Annotated in this window: 10 protein-coding genes and 1 tRNA gene; 7 read left to right on the top strand and 4 right to left on the bottom strand. The window is 74.3% G+C overall.

Translation table 11 applies throughout. From position 1 onward, the window contains the following. Positions 1–59 precede the first annotated feature (59 nt). A complete protein-coding gene (mfd, locus tag AVL62_RS06755; protein ID WP_058890874.1) occupies positions 60–3,731 on the top strand; it encodes a transcription-repair coupling factor in 3,672 nt (1,223 codons plus the stop codon). Positions 3,732–4,083: 352 nt separating this feature from the next. Here the strand turns inward: mfd and AVL62_RS06750 are convergent, their stop codons facing one another. Then, positions 4,084–4,524 (bottom strand): DUF6918 family protein, encoded by a 441-nt coding sequence (locus tag AVL62_RS06750; RefSeq protein WP_153011704.1) that lies wholly within the window; start codon positions 4,522–4,524, stop codon positions 4,084–4,086. Between the two features lie 55 nt (positions 4,525–4,579). Between AVL62_RS06750 and AVL62_RS06745 the strand changes: the two genes are divergently transcribed. The 6 genes from AVL62_RS06745 (at position 4,580) to AVL62_RS06720 (ending at position 9,852) form a co-directional block, all read left to right on the top strand. Continuing rightward, a complete protein-coding gene (locus AVL62_RS06745; RefSeq protein WP_153011703.1) occupies positions 4,580–5,113 on the top strand; it encodes a hypothetical protein in 534 nt (177 codons plus the stop codon). Next, a complete protein-coding gene (locus AVL62_RS06740; protein WP_058890871.1) occupies positions 5,089–6,105 on the top strand; it encodes a MazG family protein in 1,017 nt (338 codons plus the stop codon). Before AVL62_RS06745 ends, AVL62_RS06740 begins: the two co-directional genes overlap by 25 nt. Before the next feature lie 118 nt (positions 6,106–6,223). Beyond that, positions 6,224–7,504 carry a phosphopyruvate hydratase gene (eno, locus tag AVL62_RS06735; protein ID WP_058890870.1) on the top strand — a complete coding sequence of 427 codons (1,281 nt, stop codon included), beginning with the start codon at positions 6,224–6,226 and terminating at the stop codon, positions 7,502–7,504. A 172-nt stretch (positions 7,505–7,676) separates the two neighbouring features. Then, the gene (locus AVL62_RS06730; RefSeq protein WP_058890869.1) at positions 7,677–8,219 is read left to right on the top strand and encodes an FtsB family cell division protein; all 543 of its coding nucleotides are present in this window, start codon (positions 7,677–7,679) and stop codon (positions 8,217–8,219) included. Positions 8,220–8,242: 23 nt separating this feature from the next. After that, positions 8,243–8,896 (top strand): DUF501 domain-containing protein, encoded by a 654-nt coding sequence (locus tag AVL62_RS06725; protein ID WP_058890868.1) that lies wholly within the window; start codon positions 8,243–8,245, stop codon positions 8,894–8,896. Further along, positions 8,893–9,852, top strand: a complete 960-nt coding sequence (locus AVL62_RS06720; protein ID WP_058890867.1) for an exopolyphosphatase — start codon at positions 8,893–8,895, stop codon at positions 9,850–9,852. The genes AVL62_RS06725 and AVL62_RS06720 overlap by 4 nt, the downstream gene beginning before the upstream one ends. 10 nt (positions 9,853–9,862) lie before the next feature. Here the strand turns inward: AVL62_RS06720 and AVL62_RS06715 are convergent, their stop codons facing one another. The 3 genes from AVL62_RS06715 to AVL62_RS06705 form a co-directional block, all read right to left on the bottom strand. Continuing rightward, positions 9,863–10,720 carry a uracil-DNA glycosylase gene (locus AVL62_RS06715; RefSeq protein ID WP_058890866.1) on the bottom strand — a complete coding sequence of 286 codons (858 nt, stop codon included), beginning with the start codon at positions 10,718–10,720 and terminating at the stop codon, positions 9,863–9,865. A 198-nt stretch (positions 10,721–10,918) separates the two neighbouring features. Next, a tRNA-Leu gene (locus tag AVL62_RS06710) sits at positions 10,919–10,992 on the bottom strand. Between the two features lie 5 nt (positions 10,993–10,997). Further along, positions 10,998–13,493 carry a M14 family zinc carboxypeptidase gene (locus tag AVL62_RS06705; RefSeq protein WP_058890865.1) on the bottom strand — a complete coding sequence of 832 codons (2,496 nt, stop codon included), beginning with the start codon at positions 13,491–13,493 and terminating at the stop codon, positions 10,998–11,000. Positions 13,494–13,539 lie beyond the last annotated feature (46 nt).

Here is a 13,539-nt window from a genome sequence, read left to right as displayed (position 1 = left end):
GGTCACCGGACCTAGACTGGGTCGTCGTTCCCCCCGACTCTCCCGTGAGGTCTCCCGGTATGCCGCTCGCCCCCCTCCTCGCCGCCCTGCGCACCCAGGCAGAGGTCGCCGCCGTGCTCGAGGCACGCGCCCGCGGTGAGCAGGCCGTGGAGGTCTCCGCGGCGCCGGGCCTGCACCCGGCGCTGGTGGCGCTGCTGACGACCCGCGAGGAGGAGACCGCTCCCGCCGACCCCGCCCCGCCGCTGCTGGTGGTCACCGCGACCGGTCGCGAGGCCGACGACCTGGTGGGGATGCTGGGCGAGCTGCTGCCCGGCGGGCCCGACGTGGTGGCCGGCTTCCCGAGCTGGGAGACGCTGCCGCACGAGCGGCTCAGCCCGCGCTCGGACACCGTCGGCCACCGGCTGGCCACGCTGCGCCGGCTCGCGCACCCGGACCTCACCGGGCAGGACCCGGCCACCGGGCCGGCCCGCGTCGTGGTCGCCAGCGTCCGGGCCCTCCTGCAGCCGCTGGTCAAGGGGCTGGGCGAGCTCGTCCCCGTGGCGCTGCGCGCGGGCGAGGACCGCCCGCTCACCGAGGTCGTCGAGGCCCTGGCGGCGGCGGCGTACGCGCGCGTCGACATGGTCGAGCGGCGCGGCGAGTTCGCGGTGCGCGGCGGCATCCTCGACGTCTTCCCGCCGACCGAGGAGCACCCGGTCCGGGTGGAGTTCTGGGGGGACACGGTCGAGGAGGTGCGCTGGTTCAAGGTGGCCGACCAGCGCAGCCTGGAGATCGCGGGGCACGGCCTCTACGCCCCGCCGTGCCGGGAGGTGCTCATCACCGACGCGGTGCGCGCCCGTGCCGCCGAGCTCGTCGACGTCCTGCCGGGCGCCGAGGACCTGCTCGCCAAGATCGCCGAGGGCATCGCGGTGGAGGGCATGGAGTCGCTGGCCCCGGCGCTCGTCGACGGCATGGAGACCCTGGTCGACGTCCTGCCGGAGGGGTCCGGCGTGGTGGTGCTCGACCCGGAGCGGGTACGGACCCGCGCCCACGACCTCGTGCGCACGAGCGAGGAGTTCATGCAGGCCGGGTGGGCCGCCGCGGCCGGGGGTGGCGCGGCCGTCCCCATCGACCTGCAGCAGGTGCTGGGCACCGCCTCCTCGTGGTCGCTCGGGCAGATGCGCAGCCACGCGCTGGGGACCGGCCGGCCGTGGTGGTCGCTGTCGGCCTTCGCCGCCGACGAGTCGCTCGAGGAGTTCGTGGAGCAGACCGGGGCGGACGAGCCCTCGGGGACCGACGACGAGCCCGCGCTGCACACCCTGGACGTGCCGTCCGCCCCGGCGACGGCATACCGCAGCGACGTCGACGCGATCGTCGCGGACGCGCGCGGGTGGGTCGCGCAGGGACGCCCGGTCGTCCTCGCGCTGGACGGGCCCGGCCTGGCCCGGCGCGTGGGCGAGGTGCTGACCGAGCGCGAGGTCGCCCACCAGGTGGTGGAGCGCCTCGAGACGCTGGGGGACGAGCCGCTGCCGACCGACCGGCTCACGGTGACCACCGGCCGGGTGGGTCGTGGCTTCCTGCTCGGCGAGGACGGGCTGGTGCTCCTCGGGGAGGCCGACCTCACCGGCCAGCAGGGCACCGGCGGCAGCACCAAGGACATGCGGCGGATGCCCTCGCGCCGCCGCCACCAGGTCGACCCCCTGCAGCTGCGCCCGGACGACTACGTCGTGCACGAGCAGCACGGCGTGGGCCGCTTCGTCGAGATGGCGCAGCGCCAGGTGCAGGGGGCGACCCGGGAGTACGTCGTCCTGGAGTACGCCCCGTCCAAGCGGGGCCAGCCGGGGGACCGCCTGTACCTGCCGACCGACCAGCTCGACCAGCTGACCAAGTACGTCGGCGGCGAGGCGCCCACGCTGCACCGCCTGGGCGGGGCGGACTGGCAGAAGACGAAGTCCCGGGCCCGCAAGCACGTCCGGCAGATCGCCGCCGAGCTCATCCGGCTCTACTCCGCGCGCCAGGCCACGCAGGGGCACGCCTTCGGCCCGGACAGCCCCTGGCAGCGCGAGCTGGAGGACGCCTTCGCCTTCACCGAGACCCCGGACCAGCTGGTCTCCATCGACGAGGTCAAGGAGGACATGGAGAAGACCGTGCCCATGGACCGCCTCATCAGCGGTGACGTCGGCTACGGCAAGACCGAGATCGCGGTTCGCGCGGCCTTCAAGGCGATCCAGGACGGCAAGCAGGTCGCGGTGCTCGTGCCGACGACCCTGCTCGTCCAGCAGCACTTCCAGACCTTCTCCGAGCGGTATGCGCAGTTCCCCGTCACCGTGCGCGCGCTGTCGCGCTTCCAGAGCAGCAAGCAGGCCGCGGAGGTCGTCGAGGGGATCAAGGACGGCTCGGTCGACCTCGTCATCGGCACCCACCGGCTGCTCGGCTCGACGGTGCGGTTCAAGGACCTCGGCCTGGTCATCATCGACGAGGAGCAGCGCTTCGGCGTCGAGCACAAGGAGCAGCTCAAGGCCCTGCGCACCAATGTCGACGTCCTGGCCATGTCGGCCACGCCCATCCCGCGCACCCTGGAGATGGCGATCACCGGCATCCGGGAGATGTCGACGCTGGCCACGCCCCCGGAGGAGCGCCACCCGGTGCTGACCTTCGTCGGCGGCTACGACGAGCGGCAGATCGCCGCTGCGATCCGCCGCGAGCTGCTGCGTGACGGGCAGGTCTTCTTCGTGCACAACAAGGTGAGCTCCATCGAGAAGGTCGCCTCCCGGCTGCGCGACCTCGTGCCGGAGGCGCGCATCGAGACGGCGCACGGGCAGATGGGGGAGCACCGGCTGGAGCAGGTCGTGGTCGACTTCTGGGAGCGGCGCTTCGACGTGCTGGTGTGCACGACGATCGTCGAGACCGGTCTGGACATCTCCAACGCCAACACCCTCATCGTGGACCGGGCCGACACCTTCGGGCTCTCCCAGCTGCACCAGCTGCGCGGGCGGGTCGGCCGTGGTCGGGAGCGGGCCTACGCCTACTTCCTCTACCCACCGGAGAAGCCACTCACCGAGACGGCGGTGGACCGGCTGCAGACCATCGCCTCCCACACCGACCTCGGTGCCGGCATGGCGGTCGCGATGAAGGACCTCGAGATCCGCGGCGCCGGCAACCTGCTCGGCGGCGAGCAGTCCGGGCACATCGAGGGCGTCGGCTTCGACCTCTACGTCCGGCTCGTCGGCGAGGCCGTCTCCGCCTTCAAGGGCGAGGGGCAGGCGGCGCCCGCCGAGGTCAAGATCGAGCTGCCGGTCGACGCCCACCTGCCGCACGACTACGTACCCGGGGAGCGGCTGCGCCTCGAGGCCTACCGCAAGCTGGCGCAGGTCGGCGACGAGCAGGGGCTCGAGCTCATCCGCGAGGAGCTGGTGGACCGCTACGGCGCCCCGCCGCCGCCGGTGCAGACGCTGCTGGAGGTGGCACGGCTGCGCACGGTCGCCCGGGCGGCGGGCATCAGCGACATCGCCCTGCAGGGGCAGATGGTCCGGTTCGCCCCCGTCGAGAACCTCCGGGAGAGCCAGCAGCTGCGGCTCACCCGGGTCTACCGGGGCACCATCATCAAGCCCGCGCTCCGGCAGATCCTCGTGCCTGCCCCCAAGACCGCGGCGGTCGGCGGCAAGCCCCTGCGCGACCAGGACATCCTCGACTGGGCCAGCCAGCTCATCCACGCCGTGCTGCTCGACGACATCGCCGCCGCCAGCGCGATCTGAGGCTCGCCCCGGGGGTGGGATCGCGACCCCCGTCCCGCCCCCCGGCATACCTGTGCACGCCACACCCGCCCCCGGGCATACCTGTGCACGCCACATCCGCCCCACCCGTACCTGTGCATGCCACACGCACTCGGGGCAGGGGTTCTACCGTGAGCTCAGGCTGCCTATGACGTGCACAGGATGCGTATGGCGTGCACAGGCCGCACAGGCCGCACAGGCCGCACAGGCTGCCTATGACGTGCACACAGGCCGCAGAGGCTGCGCAGGCTGCGTATGACGTGCACAGGCTGCGTGTGACGTGCTCAGGCTGCGTATGACGTGCGCAGGCTGCGTATGACGTGCCCAGGCACCCTCAGCGGACGAAGGTCTCCAGGGTGGTGCCGAGCCGGGGCAGCGCCGCGACGACGTGCTCCTTCGCCTTCCCGCGGAAGGAGGCATACACCCGGCCGAGGGGGTTGCCCTCGACGCGTGCGGCCGCCGAGTCGGCGACGGCCAGCAGCTCGTCGGCGACCTGCCCCGACCGCGCGGGGTCGGAGAGGTAGGCTCCGAAGGGCGTCTCGCCCTTGGCCTCGAAGTGCGGGTCGAGGGCCCGGGCCATGCCCGGGAGCAGGCGGTCCACCCCCTTGCGGACGTTGCTCTCGCTGGCCCGGCGCGCCCCGGCGAAGGCGGTCTTGAGCATCGTCCCGGAGATGCCCTTCTTGGTCGAGACCTCCGCGTCGGCGAGGACGAGGAGCGCGTCGACGACGCGTGGGCGCGTGGCGGGGTCGAGGACGGCGTCGCTCAGCGTGTTCATGAGCACGAGCATGGCACGGCCGGTCGTCCGTGGGGTGCGTGCGATGATGGGGACCGTGAAGCGCGCATACTCCTTCCCCCTCGCCGCCTCGGTCGTCGCCGTCGTCGCCGGGTGCAGCGGGGTCGGCATGACCGAGGGTGTCGTCATCGACGGCACCGGCTACTCCGTGGGGGAGGTGCAGGAGGCGACCGAGCAGCTGAGCGAGGTGTCGCCCGAGCCGGTCGACACGGCGACGGTCATCTACCAGGCGGGCATCGCCCCGCTCCTCGACGGCTGGTTCGAGGGCACGAGCTACGAGGTGACCGAGAGCGAGGTCCGCAGCTCGCTGGCCGACGCCGGTCTCGAGGGGGACGCCGGCGATCTCACCGTGCAGGCCGTGAGCGCGCAGCAGTACCTCGCGGTCATCAACGACCAGGCCGCGATGTCCGACGAGGAGCTGGCGCCGGTCGTGGCCGAGCTCCAGACCCTCACCCAGGAGGACCTCGGGGCCCTGCCGGTCGAGGTCAACCCGCGCTTCGGTGCGTGGAGCCCCGCCGGTGACGGCGTCCTGCCGCAGGTGCCCGAGTGGATCGTCCAGCCCGAGAGCTGAGCCTGCTGCTGACCTCGCCCCGGGTGGCTCCGGGGCTGCTGTCGGCCGCGGCCTGGCGGGCCCTGGGGGCGGCCGACCACGTGCTCGCGGCGGACCCCGACGCGCCCACCCCGGGTGCGCTGGCGGCGGCCGGCGTCGCGCTGACCCGGGCGGAGGGGGCCACGCCCGCGCAGCGCGCGGAGGAGCTGCTCGGGCTGCCCGGTCGCGTCGTGTGGGTCGGCTCGCCCGACGGGGACCCCGGCCTGGCCGAGGCGCTCGCCGTGCAGCTGCCCGAGGAGGACGCGCCGACGCTGGAGCTGCTCGTCGGGTCCTGGGACACCCCCGGCTCCCGGCTGCTGGACGCCGTGGCCGTCATGGACCGGCTCCGCTCGCCCGGCGGCTGCCCCTGGGACGCGCAGCAGACCCACGCCAGCCTCACCCCCTACCTCGTCGAGGAGGCGCACGAGGCCGTGGAGGCGCTCGACCACCTCGACGAGGCCACGGGTGCGGCCCGTGAGCACGCGGTCGAGGAGCTGGGCGACGTCCTGCTGCAGGTGCTCTTCCACGCCCGGGTCGGGGCCGAGCACGAGGAGGAGCCGTTCGACGTCGACGACGTCGCGGCCGGGCTGGTCGCCAAGCTGGTCCGGCGGCACCCGCACGTCTTCGGCGGCAGCGAGGTCGACGGGCCCGACGACGTCGCCCGTGCCTGGGAGCAGATCAAGGAGCAGGAGCGCGCCGACGCCGGGGCGGCCTCCCGCGACCACCCCCTGGACGGCATCCCCACCGGTATGCCCGCGCTCGCCCGGGCCGCCAAGGTCGCCGCGCGCCTGGGTCGCGACGGTCGGGGCGCGTGGCTGGACGACGCGGCGGCCGGGCTCGAGACCGACGGCGACGACGGCGCGGTCCTGCTGCGCGCCGTCCTCGACCTGCGCTCCCGGGGGGTCGACCCCGACCGGGCGCTGCGGCATACCCTCCGGACGGTGGAGGCGGCCGCGCGCGAGCCCAGCGGGTGAGGCGGCCCGGCCCGGGGCGCGGGCCTGCTGCGGCCCGCCCGCGGCGCTAGGCTGAGGCGCGACAGAGCCCGCCAGTGCTGCCGGACGACCCCGAGACGCCCCACCGAAAGGAGCGCACATGGCTGCCATCGACGCCATCATCGCCCGCGAGATCCTCGACTCCCGAGGCAACCCCACCGTCGAGGTGGAGGTCGGCCTGGACGACGGCACCGTCGCCCGCGCCGCCGTCCCCTCCGGCGCCTCCACCGGCGCCTTCGAGGCCGTCGAGCGTCGCGACGGCGACGAGACGCGCTACCTCGGCAAGGGCGTCGAGAACGCCGTCGCTGCCGTGATGGACGACCTCGAGCCGCGACTGCTGGGCTTTGACGCCTCCGAGCAGCGGCTGGTCGACAACGAGATGCTGGCCGCCGACGGCACGGCCAACAAGGGGGAGATCGGGGCCAACGCCATCCTCGGCGTCTCGCTCGCGGTGGCCAAGGCCGCCGCGGACTCCGCCGGGCTGCCGCTGTTCCGCTACGTCGGGGGCCCCAACGCGCACGTCCTGCCGGTGCCGATGATGAACATCCTCAACGGCGGCTCGCACGCCGACTCCAACGTCGACATCCAGGAGTTCATGATCGCCCCGGTCGGGGCCCCGAGCTTCCGCGAGGCGCTGCGCTGGGGCACCGAGGTCTACCACGCGCTCAAGGCCGTGCTCAAGAAGCGCGGGCTCTCGACCGGCCTCGGCGACGAGGGCGGCTTCGCGCCCGACCTCGCCTCCAACCGGGCCGCGCTCGACCTCATCGTCGAGGCCATCACGGCTGCCGGCTACACGCCCGGCTCCGACATCGCCCTGGCCCTCGACGTGGCCGCCAGCGAGTTCTGCGAGAAGGGGAAGTACACCTTCGAGGGCAAGAAGCGCAAGGCCGCCGACATGGTGAAGTACTACGCCGAGCTGGTCGACGCCTACCCCTTGGTCTCCATCGAGGACCCCCTCGACGAGGACGACTGGGAGGGCTGGGCGCAGATGACCGCGCAGCTGGGCGAGCAGGTCCAGCTGGTCGGCGACGACCTCTTCGTCACCAACCCCGAGCGCCTGCAGCGGGGGATCACCGACCGCGCGGCCAACGCGCTGCTGGTCAAGGTCAACCAGATCGGCTCGCTCACCGAGACCCTGGACGCCGTCGCGCTGGCCCAGAGCAACGGCTTCCGCTGCATGATGAGCCACCGCTCCGGCGAGACCGAGGACGTCACCATCGCCGACCTGGCCGTGGCCACCAACTGCGGCCAGATCAAGACCGGCGCCCCGGCCCGCTCCGAGCGCGTCGCGAAGTACAACCAGCTGCTGCGCATCGAGGAGGAGCTCGACGACGCGGCGGTGTACGCCGGCGTCGGCGCCTTCCCGCGTTTCCGCGGCTGAGCCACCGCAAGCGGCCGCCGGGGGGTGCCCCCGGCGGCCGCGGCGGTCCCCGCGACCCCGTCGCGCCCTACGCCGCGGTGCCCCCGGCGCGGCGTCCGGCACGCAGCCGGGCGGACGGCATACCCTGGCCACACCCGTCCCACCCACCCCACCCCACGTCCGAGGAGCCCCGATGAGCACGGCCCGTGGCCCGCGCGACCGGCGCACCTCGCGCGCCGGCAGCCGGCCCACCGGCCCGACCCGTCGGACCCCGGCCCGGCGGCCCGGCGGGCGGTCGCGCCCCGCGGCGACGACGACGCAGCGGCAGGCGCCGGTGCACGTCCGCCGGCTCATCACGCTGGGGGTCCTGCTCGTCGTCATGGCCCTCGTCCTGGCCCCGGCGCTGTCCGGGTTCCTTCGGCAGCGGGCCGACATCGGCGCCCTCCACCAGGAGATCGCCGCGGAGCAGGAGGAGATCGCCGCGCTGGAGCGCGAGCTGGCCCGCTGGGAGGACCCGGACTACGTGGAGCAGCAGGCCCGTGAGCGGCTGCGCTTCGTCAAGGAGGGCGAGACGGCCTTCACCGTCATCGACGACACCGGGAGCGACTACACTGAGGCGCTGCCAGGAATGGCCCCGGTGAGCGATGACGTGCGGGCGGACAGCCCGTGGTACTCCCAGGTGTGGGAGTCGGTCACGATCGCGAACGAGGGGCTCCCCGAGACCACGGAGCCGTAGGAGCACGGCCCGCAGAGAAGGACATGAGCGAACTCGACCGCACCACGCTCGACGAGACTCCCACCGAGGAGGATCTCGAGGTCATCACCCGTCAGCTCGGCCGTGAGCCGCGCGGGGTCGTCGCCATCGTGCACCGCTGCCCCTGCGGCTGCCCCACGGTGATCCGCACCGAGCCGCGCCTGCCGGACGGCACCCCCTTCCCCACCAGCTTCTACGCCACCTGCCCCAAGCTCACCGGCGCGATCTCGACCCTGGAGAGCGAGGGGCTCATGAAGTCGATGTCGAAGCGGCTCGCCGAGGACGAGGGACTGCGCTGGGAGTACGCCCAGGCGCACGACGACTACCTGCGTCGCCGCGAGGAGCTGGCCCACGTGCCGGAGATCGCCGGCATCAGCGCCGGTGGCATGCCCAACCGGGTCAAGTGCCTCCACGTGCTCGTCGCGCACAGCCTGGCCGCGGGGCCGGGGGTCAACCCGCTGGGCGACGAGGCCGTCGCGGCCCTCCCGGACTGGTGGGAGGGCGGCTGCTGCTCGGGGGTCTCCGCCGTCGACGACGAGCGCTGCGACTCCTGCCCCAAGCACCACCCGCTGCCCGAGCCCCGGACCGACGCCGACCCCCGGGGCGAGGGTGCGGACGAGGACCCCGAGGCGGGGCGGGTAGGCGGGTCCGCGGCATGACGCGCGTGGGTGCCGTCGACTGCGGCACCAACTCGATCCGGCTGCTCGTGGCCGACCTCGAGCCCGGTGACGGTGCCCCGGCCCTGCGCGAGGTCACCCGGCAGATGCAGATCGTCCGGCTGGGCGAGGGCATCGACGCGACCGGGGCGATCGGCGAGGCCGCCATGGCGCGCACCCTGGCCGCGGCGCAGGGGTACGCCGAGCAGTGCCGGGACCTGGGCTGCGAGCGGGTCCGCTTCGTGGCCACCTCGGCGTCCCGCGACGCCTCCAACGCCGCCGACTTCGTCACCGGGGTCCAGGACGCCTTCGGGGCCTTCGACGTCACCCCTGAGGTGGTCACCGGCCAGGAGGAGGCGGCGCTGTCCTTCGCGGGCGCGACCGGACCGCTGCGCGACGCCGCGGCCCCGGGCCCCTACCTGGTCGTCGACATCGGCGGGGGATCGACGGAGCTCGTGCTGGGGGACGGGACGGGCACCGCGGTGGCGGCCTCCCGCTCGGTGGACATCGGCTGCGTGCGGCTGACCGAGCGCCACCTGCACGACGACCCGCCGGGCGAGGACCAGGTGTGGGCGGCGTTGTCCGACATCGTCCGCGCCGTCGACGACGTGGCCGGGACCGTGGACCTCTCCGGCGTCGGCACCCTCGTCGGGCTCGCCGGCTCGGTCACCACGGTGACCGCCCACGCCCTGGGGCTGCCGGCCTACCAGCGGGACCGCATCCACGGGGCCGAGCTCGACGTCGACGCCGTGGTCGACGCCTGCAGCGACCTGCTGCTCAGCCCGCGCTCGCGCCGCCGGGAGATGCCCTTCATGCACGAGGGGCGCGTCGACGTCATCGGCGCCGGAGCCCTGGTGTGGCGCACCGCCGTCCAGCGGGTGGCGCACGACTCGGGCCTGCGGACCGTGCGGGCCTCGGAGTCCGACATCCTCGACGGGATCGCCCTGTCCCAGGTCTGAGGCGCACGGCTCAGAGCCGGGCGAGGACCTCGTCCAGCATGGCCTCGGTGAGCCGGCCGGTGAAGGTGTTCTGCTGGCTGACGTGGTAGCTGCCCAGGAGCCGCACCGGCCGCCCCGTCGGGCTCCGCAGACTCGCCTCCGCCCCGTGGCCGAAGCGGGGCCGAGGCCGGGGCACCTGCCAGCCGGCGGACCGCGCCCCGGCCAGGAAGGCGTCCCAGCCGATGCCGCCCAGCGCGAGCACCGAGCGCAGCGTGGGCTCCACCAGGGCCAGCTCCCGCTCCAGCCACGCCCCGCAGGTATGCCGCTCGGCCGCCGTCGGGGCGTTCCCGGGGGGCGCGCAGTGGACGGCTGCGGTGATGCGCACCGACCGCAGGGTCAGGCCGTCCCCGGCGTGCGTGGAGGACGCCTGGGAGGCGTAGCCGGCGCGGTGGAGAGCGGCGTAGATCCAGTCGCCGGAGCGGTCGCCGGTGAAGATGCGCCCGGTCCGGTTGGCCCCGTGGGCGGCGGGAGCGAGACCGACCACGAGGATCTCGGGGGCGGGGTCGCCGTAGCCGGGGGCCGGCCGCCCCCAGTACGGCTGGTCGGCGTAGGCGGCCCGCCGGGTGCTCGCGACGTCCTCGCGCCAGCGCACCAGCCGCGGGCAGGCCGAGCAGACGCTCACCCGCGCGTCGAGGGTCGCGAGGTCGGGCGAGCCGGCCGCCTGCCTGCGCACCCCACCCTCGCTGCGGGCCGGCCGCGTGCCGGCCGGCGCCGGGTCCTGCGGCCAACCCGTCCCCGGCGGCACGGGGGAGGGGAACACCTGCCCGGTGAGCGGGTGCGGCTCGTCGGCGGCCGAGGTGACGGGGCCGGGGGTGGGGCGCTGCGGCATACCCCCCATCCTGCCCGGCCCACCGGCTGAGCCGTGCACGTGAACGCCTGGGCCGACGACACGCCCGGCGCTAGCGGCTCAGCCGTGCACGTGAACGCCTGGGCCGACGACACGCCCGGCGCGAGCGGCTCAGGCGTGCACGTGGACGCCTGGGCCGACGACACGCCGGCCGGACCCTGCACCGCCGCCCGTCCTGGGTGCCCCCGGCGGGACTCGAACCCGCACTGAACCCATTTTAAGTGGGCTGCCTCTGCCGATTGGGCTACGGGGGCCGGGCCTACCGGGCGTCCGACCCCACCCAGAGCAGCGCCCGGGCGACGAGGGCGAACTGCCCCTTCGGGTGGGCCCGGAAGAGCGGCTCGGTGCCGAAGAGCACCCCGCGCGAGCCGTCCGCCTCGGCGCTGACGACGACCGCCTGCCCGGCGGCGTCCTCGGGGCCGCCCTCGCCCGCCGACGTGGCCCGCCAGTGCCCGCTGACCAGGGGGTCCTCGTCCAGGCGCTGGTCGACCCGGACGTCGTCGCCGAGCTCGGTGAACCACACGGGGGAGTAGACGAAGGTCTCCGGGGTGGCCGCCGCCGCGACCGGGCTGTCCGCGTCGTTGTCGACGCCGACGACGCCGTTGGCGTCGCTGCGACCCCGCACGGCGGTGGCCTCGACGAGGTCCACGGCGTCGTTGAGGCGGGCGCCGGCCACGCCCCGTCCCACGATGCCCCCGCCGTCGGCGAGGAAGTCCCGCACCTCGGTGCGCGCGTCGTCGGACAGGTCGGCCCAGTCGAGCCCGGTGGAGACGTAGAGCGCGTCCAGGTCGGACAGGTCCAGCCCGTCGTTGAGCGCGGCGGTGCTGACCTCGCGGACGTCCAGGCCCATCTCGGTGAGCGCCCAGCGCTCCTCGGCGCTCCCGGACACCCCGACGGCGCGGTCGGAGGCCTCCAGCGTCCCCCCGGACGCCCCCGCGGGGGCGGCGGCCAGCTCGACGCCGAAGGTCTCGACGACGTTGCTCGCCGCCCAGGGGTAGTCGGCGGGGACCAGCACCGAGCCGTCGGCGAGCAGCTCGACCGGCACGCCCTGCTCGAGCAGCAGGCTGGCGGCCTGCACGTCGGCCGGGTCCTGCATCGGCAGCAGCCAGCCCGAGCTGCTGTCCGCGAGCGACCCGGTGGGGTCGGCGCCCTCGACCAGCTCGCCCGCGATGCGCAGCGGGTCGCCGTCGGGCACGGTGTCGACGTCGGCGCCCCAGAGCAGGGCGTGGCTCCACCCGGAGATGTCGTACATCGCGTCGACCCGGTCCGAGATGTCGGTGCCGCGGCCGAGGATGGTGTTGGCCATGCCGCGCTTGGCCTGGTGCAGGTCCACGACGTAGCTGCCGGCGGGGTAGGACCGCCCGGCGAGGAGCCGGTCCTGCTCGAGCCGGGTCACCTCGACGTCGTTGGCGACGAGGAAGTCCACGAGCCGGGCCGCGGCCGGGGCGGAGCGCTGCCCGTCGCCCACCGGGATGACGTAGGCCCGCGGGTAGGAGGTGGTGTAGACGTCCTCGGGCCCGATCACGCCGTCGAACAGGCCCTCCTCGACCGGCGTCTGCGGCTCGCCGGCCTCGCCGCGCCGGAAGATCTCGATGTGGTCGGCGAGGAGCTCGTCGCGGTGCGCCGCGGCATACTCCAGGGTCCCGGTGATGGCCGCGTGGGCGATGTCGGTGTTGATCGCGGAACGCCGCCGCAGCTCCTCCGCGGGCAGGTCGTACGACGCGTTGTTGACCCGCAGCGGGATCTCGATGGTGTGCGCGACCGCGCCGTGCAGCGCGGCGTACTGGGGGGTGAAGATCGGCGGCCAGTCGTCCCAGCCCTCGTCCCAGTCGCGCAGCGGCACCTGGACCGGACGCACGCCGTCGCCCTCGTCGTAGCCGAGCCCGTTGACGGCCTCCTCCATCCCCAGCCCGTTGGGGTAGGCGTGCTTGATGAAGAGGTCGTACTCGTAGTTCTCCCCGTGCGGCGGCGTCGTGGGCTCGACGAGGGTGCCGTTGACGTAGCCGTGCAGGTCCAGCATGAGCAGCGGCTGGGTGTGGAGCAGGGCGTCGCGGACGGCGACGGTCTCGGGCTGGGTGGCGGTGACGAAGTCGCGGTTGAGGTCGAAGCCGGCGGCGTTGCGACGGGTGTTGTCGTGCCGACCGTCGGGGTTCGCCGAGATGACGAGGTGGATGCGGGAGCGCTTGAGCAGCTGCTTGACCGAGGCGTCGTTGCTCGTGGCGTAGTCCTCCACGAGCCGCAGCGCGGCGTCGGTGCCCTCGAACTCGTTGCCGTGGATGTTGGCGTTGACGAAGACCGGCGTCTTGTACTGCTGCGCCAGCCGCCGGTCCCGCGCGGCCGCGGCGGGGTCCTCGGTGATGAGGTCGCGGTAGGCGGCCTGGCGCCGCGCCTGGTTGGCGTTCTCCTTGGCGGTCAGGGTGACGAGGTAGACCTGACGGCCCCCGGCCGTCTGCGTGAGGACCTCCGCGGAGACGCGGTCCGAGCCCTCCATCGCGGCGTTGAGCCGTCGCGCGATGTCGTGGTATGCCGTCAGCCCCGGCTTGAGAGCGGCGTCCGTCTCCTCCACCGGCGGCTCGGGCAGCGGCTCCTGGCGCGGGTACGCCGCGTCGCCGAGCGGCTGGGCGCCCAGCGGGGCGGCGCTGACCTGCGCGGCGGGCACGGAGGGCGCGGCGGAGACGGGCGCGGCGACCAGGCCGGTGCTCAGGGCCAGGGCCAGGACGCCGGTCAGCGCGGCCGGGCCGGTGCGGTGCGACATGCATCTCCTCGTCGTGGGGCGCAGGTCAGGATAGCCCGCCCCACCG

Source organism: Serinicoccus chungangensis, from assembly GCF_001483745.1.
Classification (GTDB): Bacteria; Actinomycetota; Actinomycetes; order Actinomycetales; family Dermatophilaceae; genus Ornithinicoccus; species Ornithinicoccus chungangensis_A.
The sequence above is the reverse complement of the archived record's forward strand: the minus strand, read 5'-3'. Positions and strand labels throughout refer to the sequence as shown.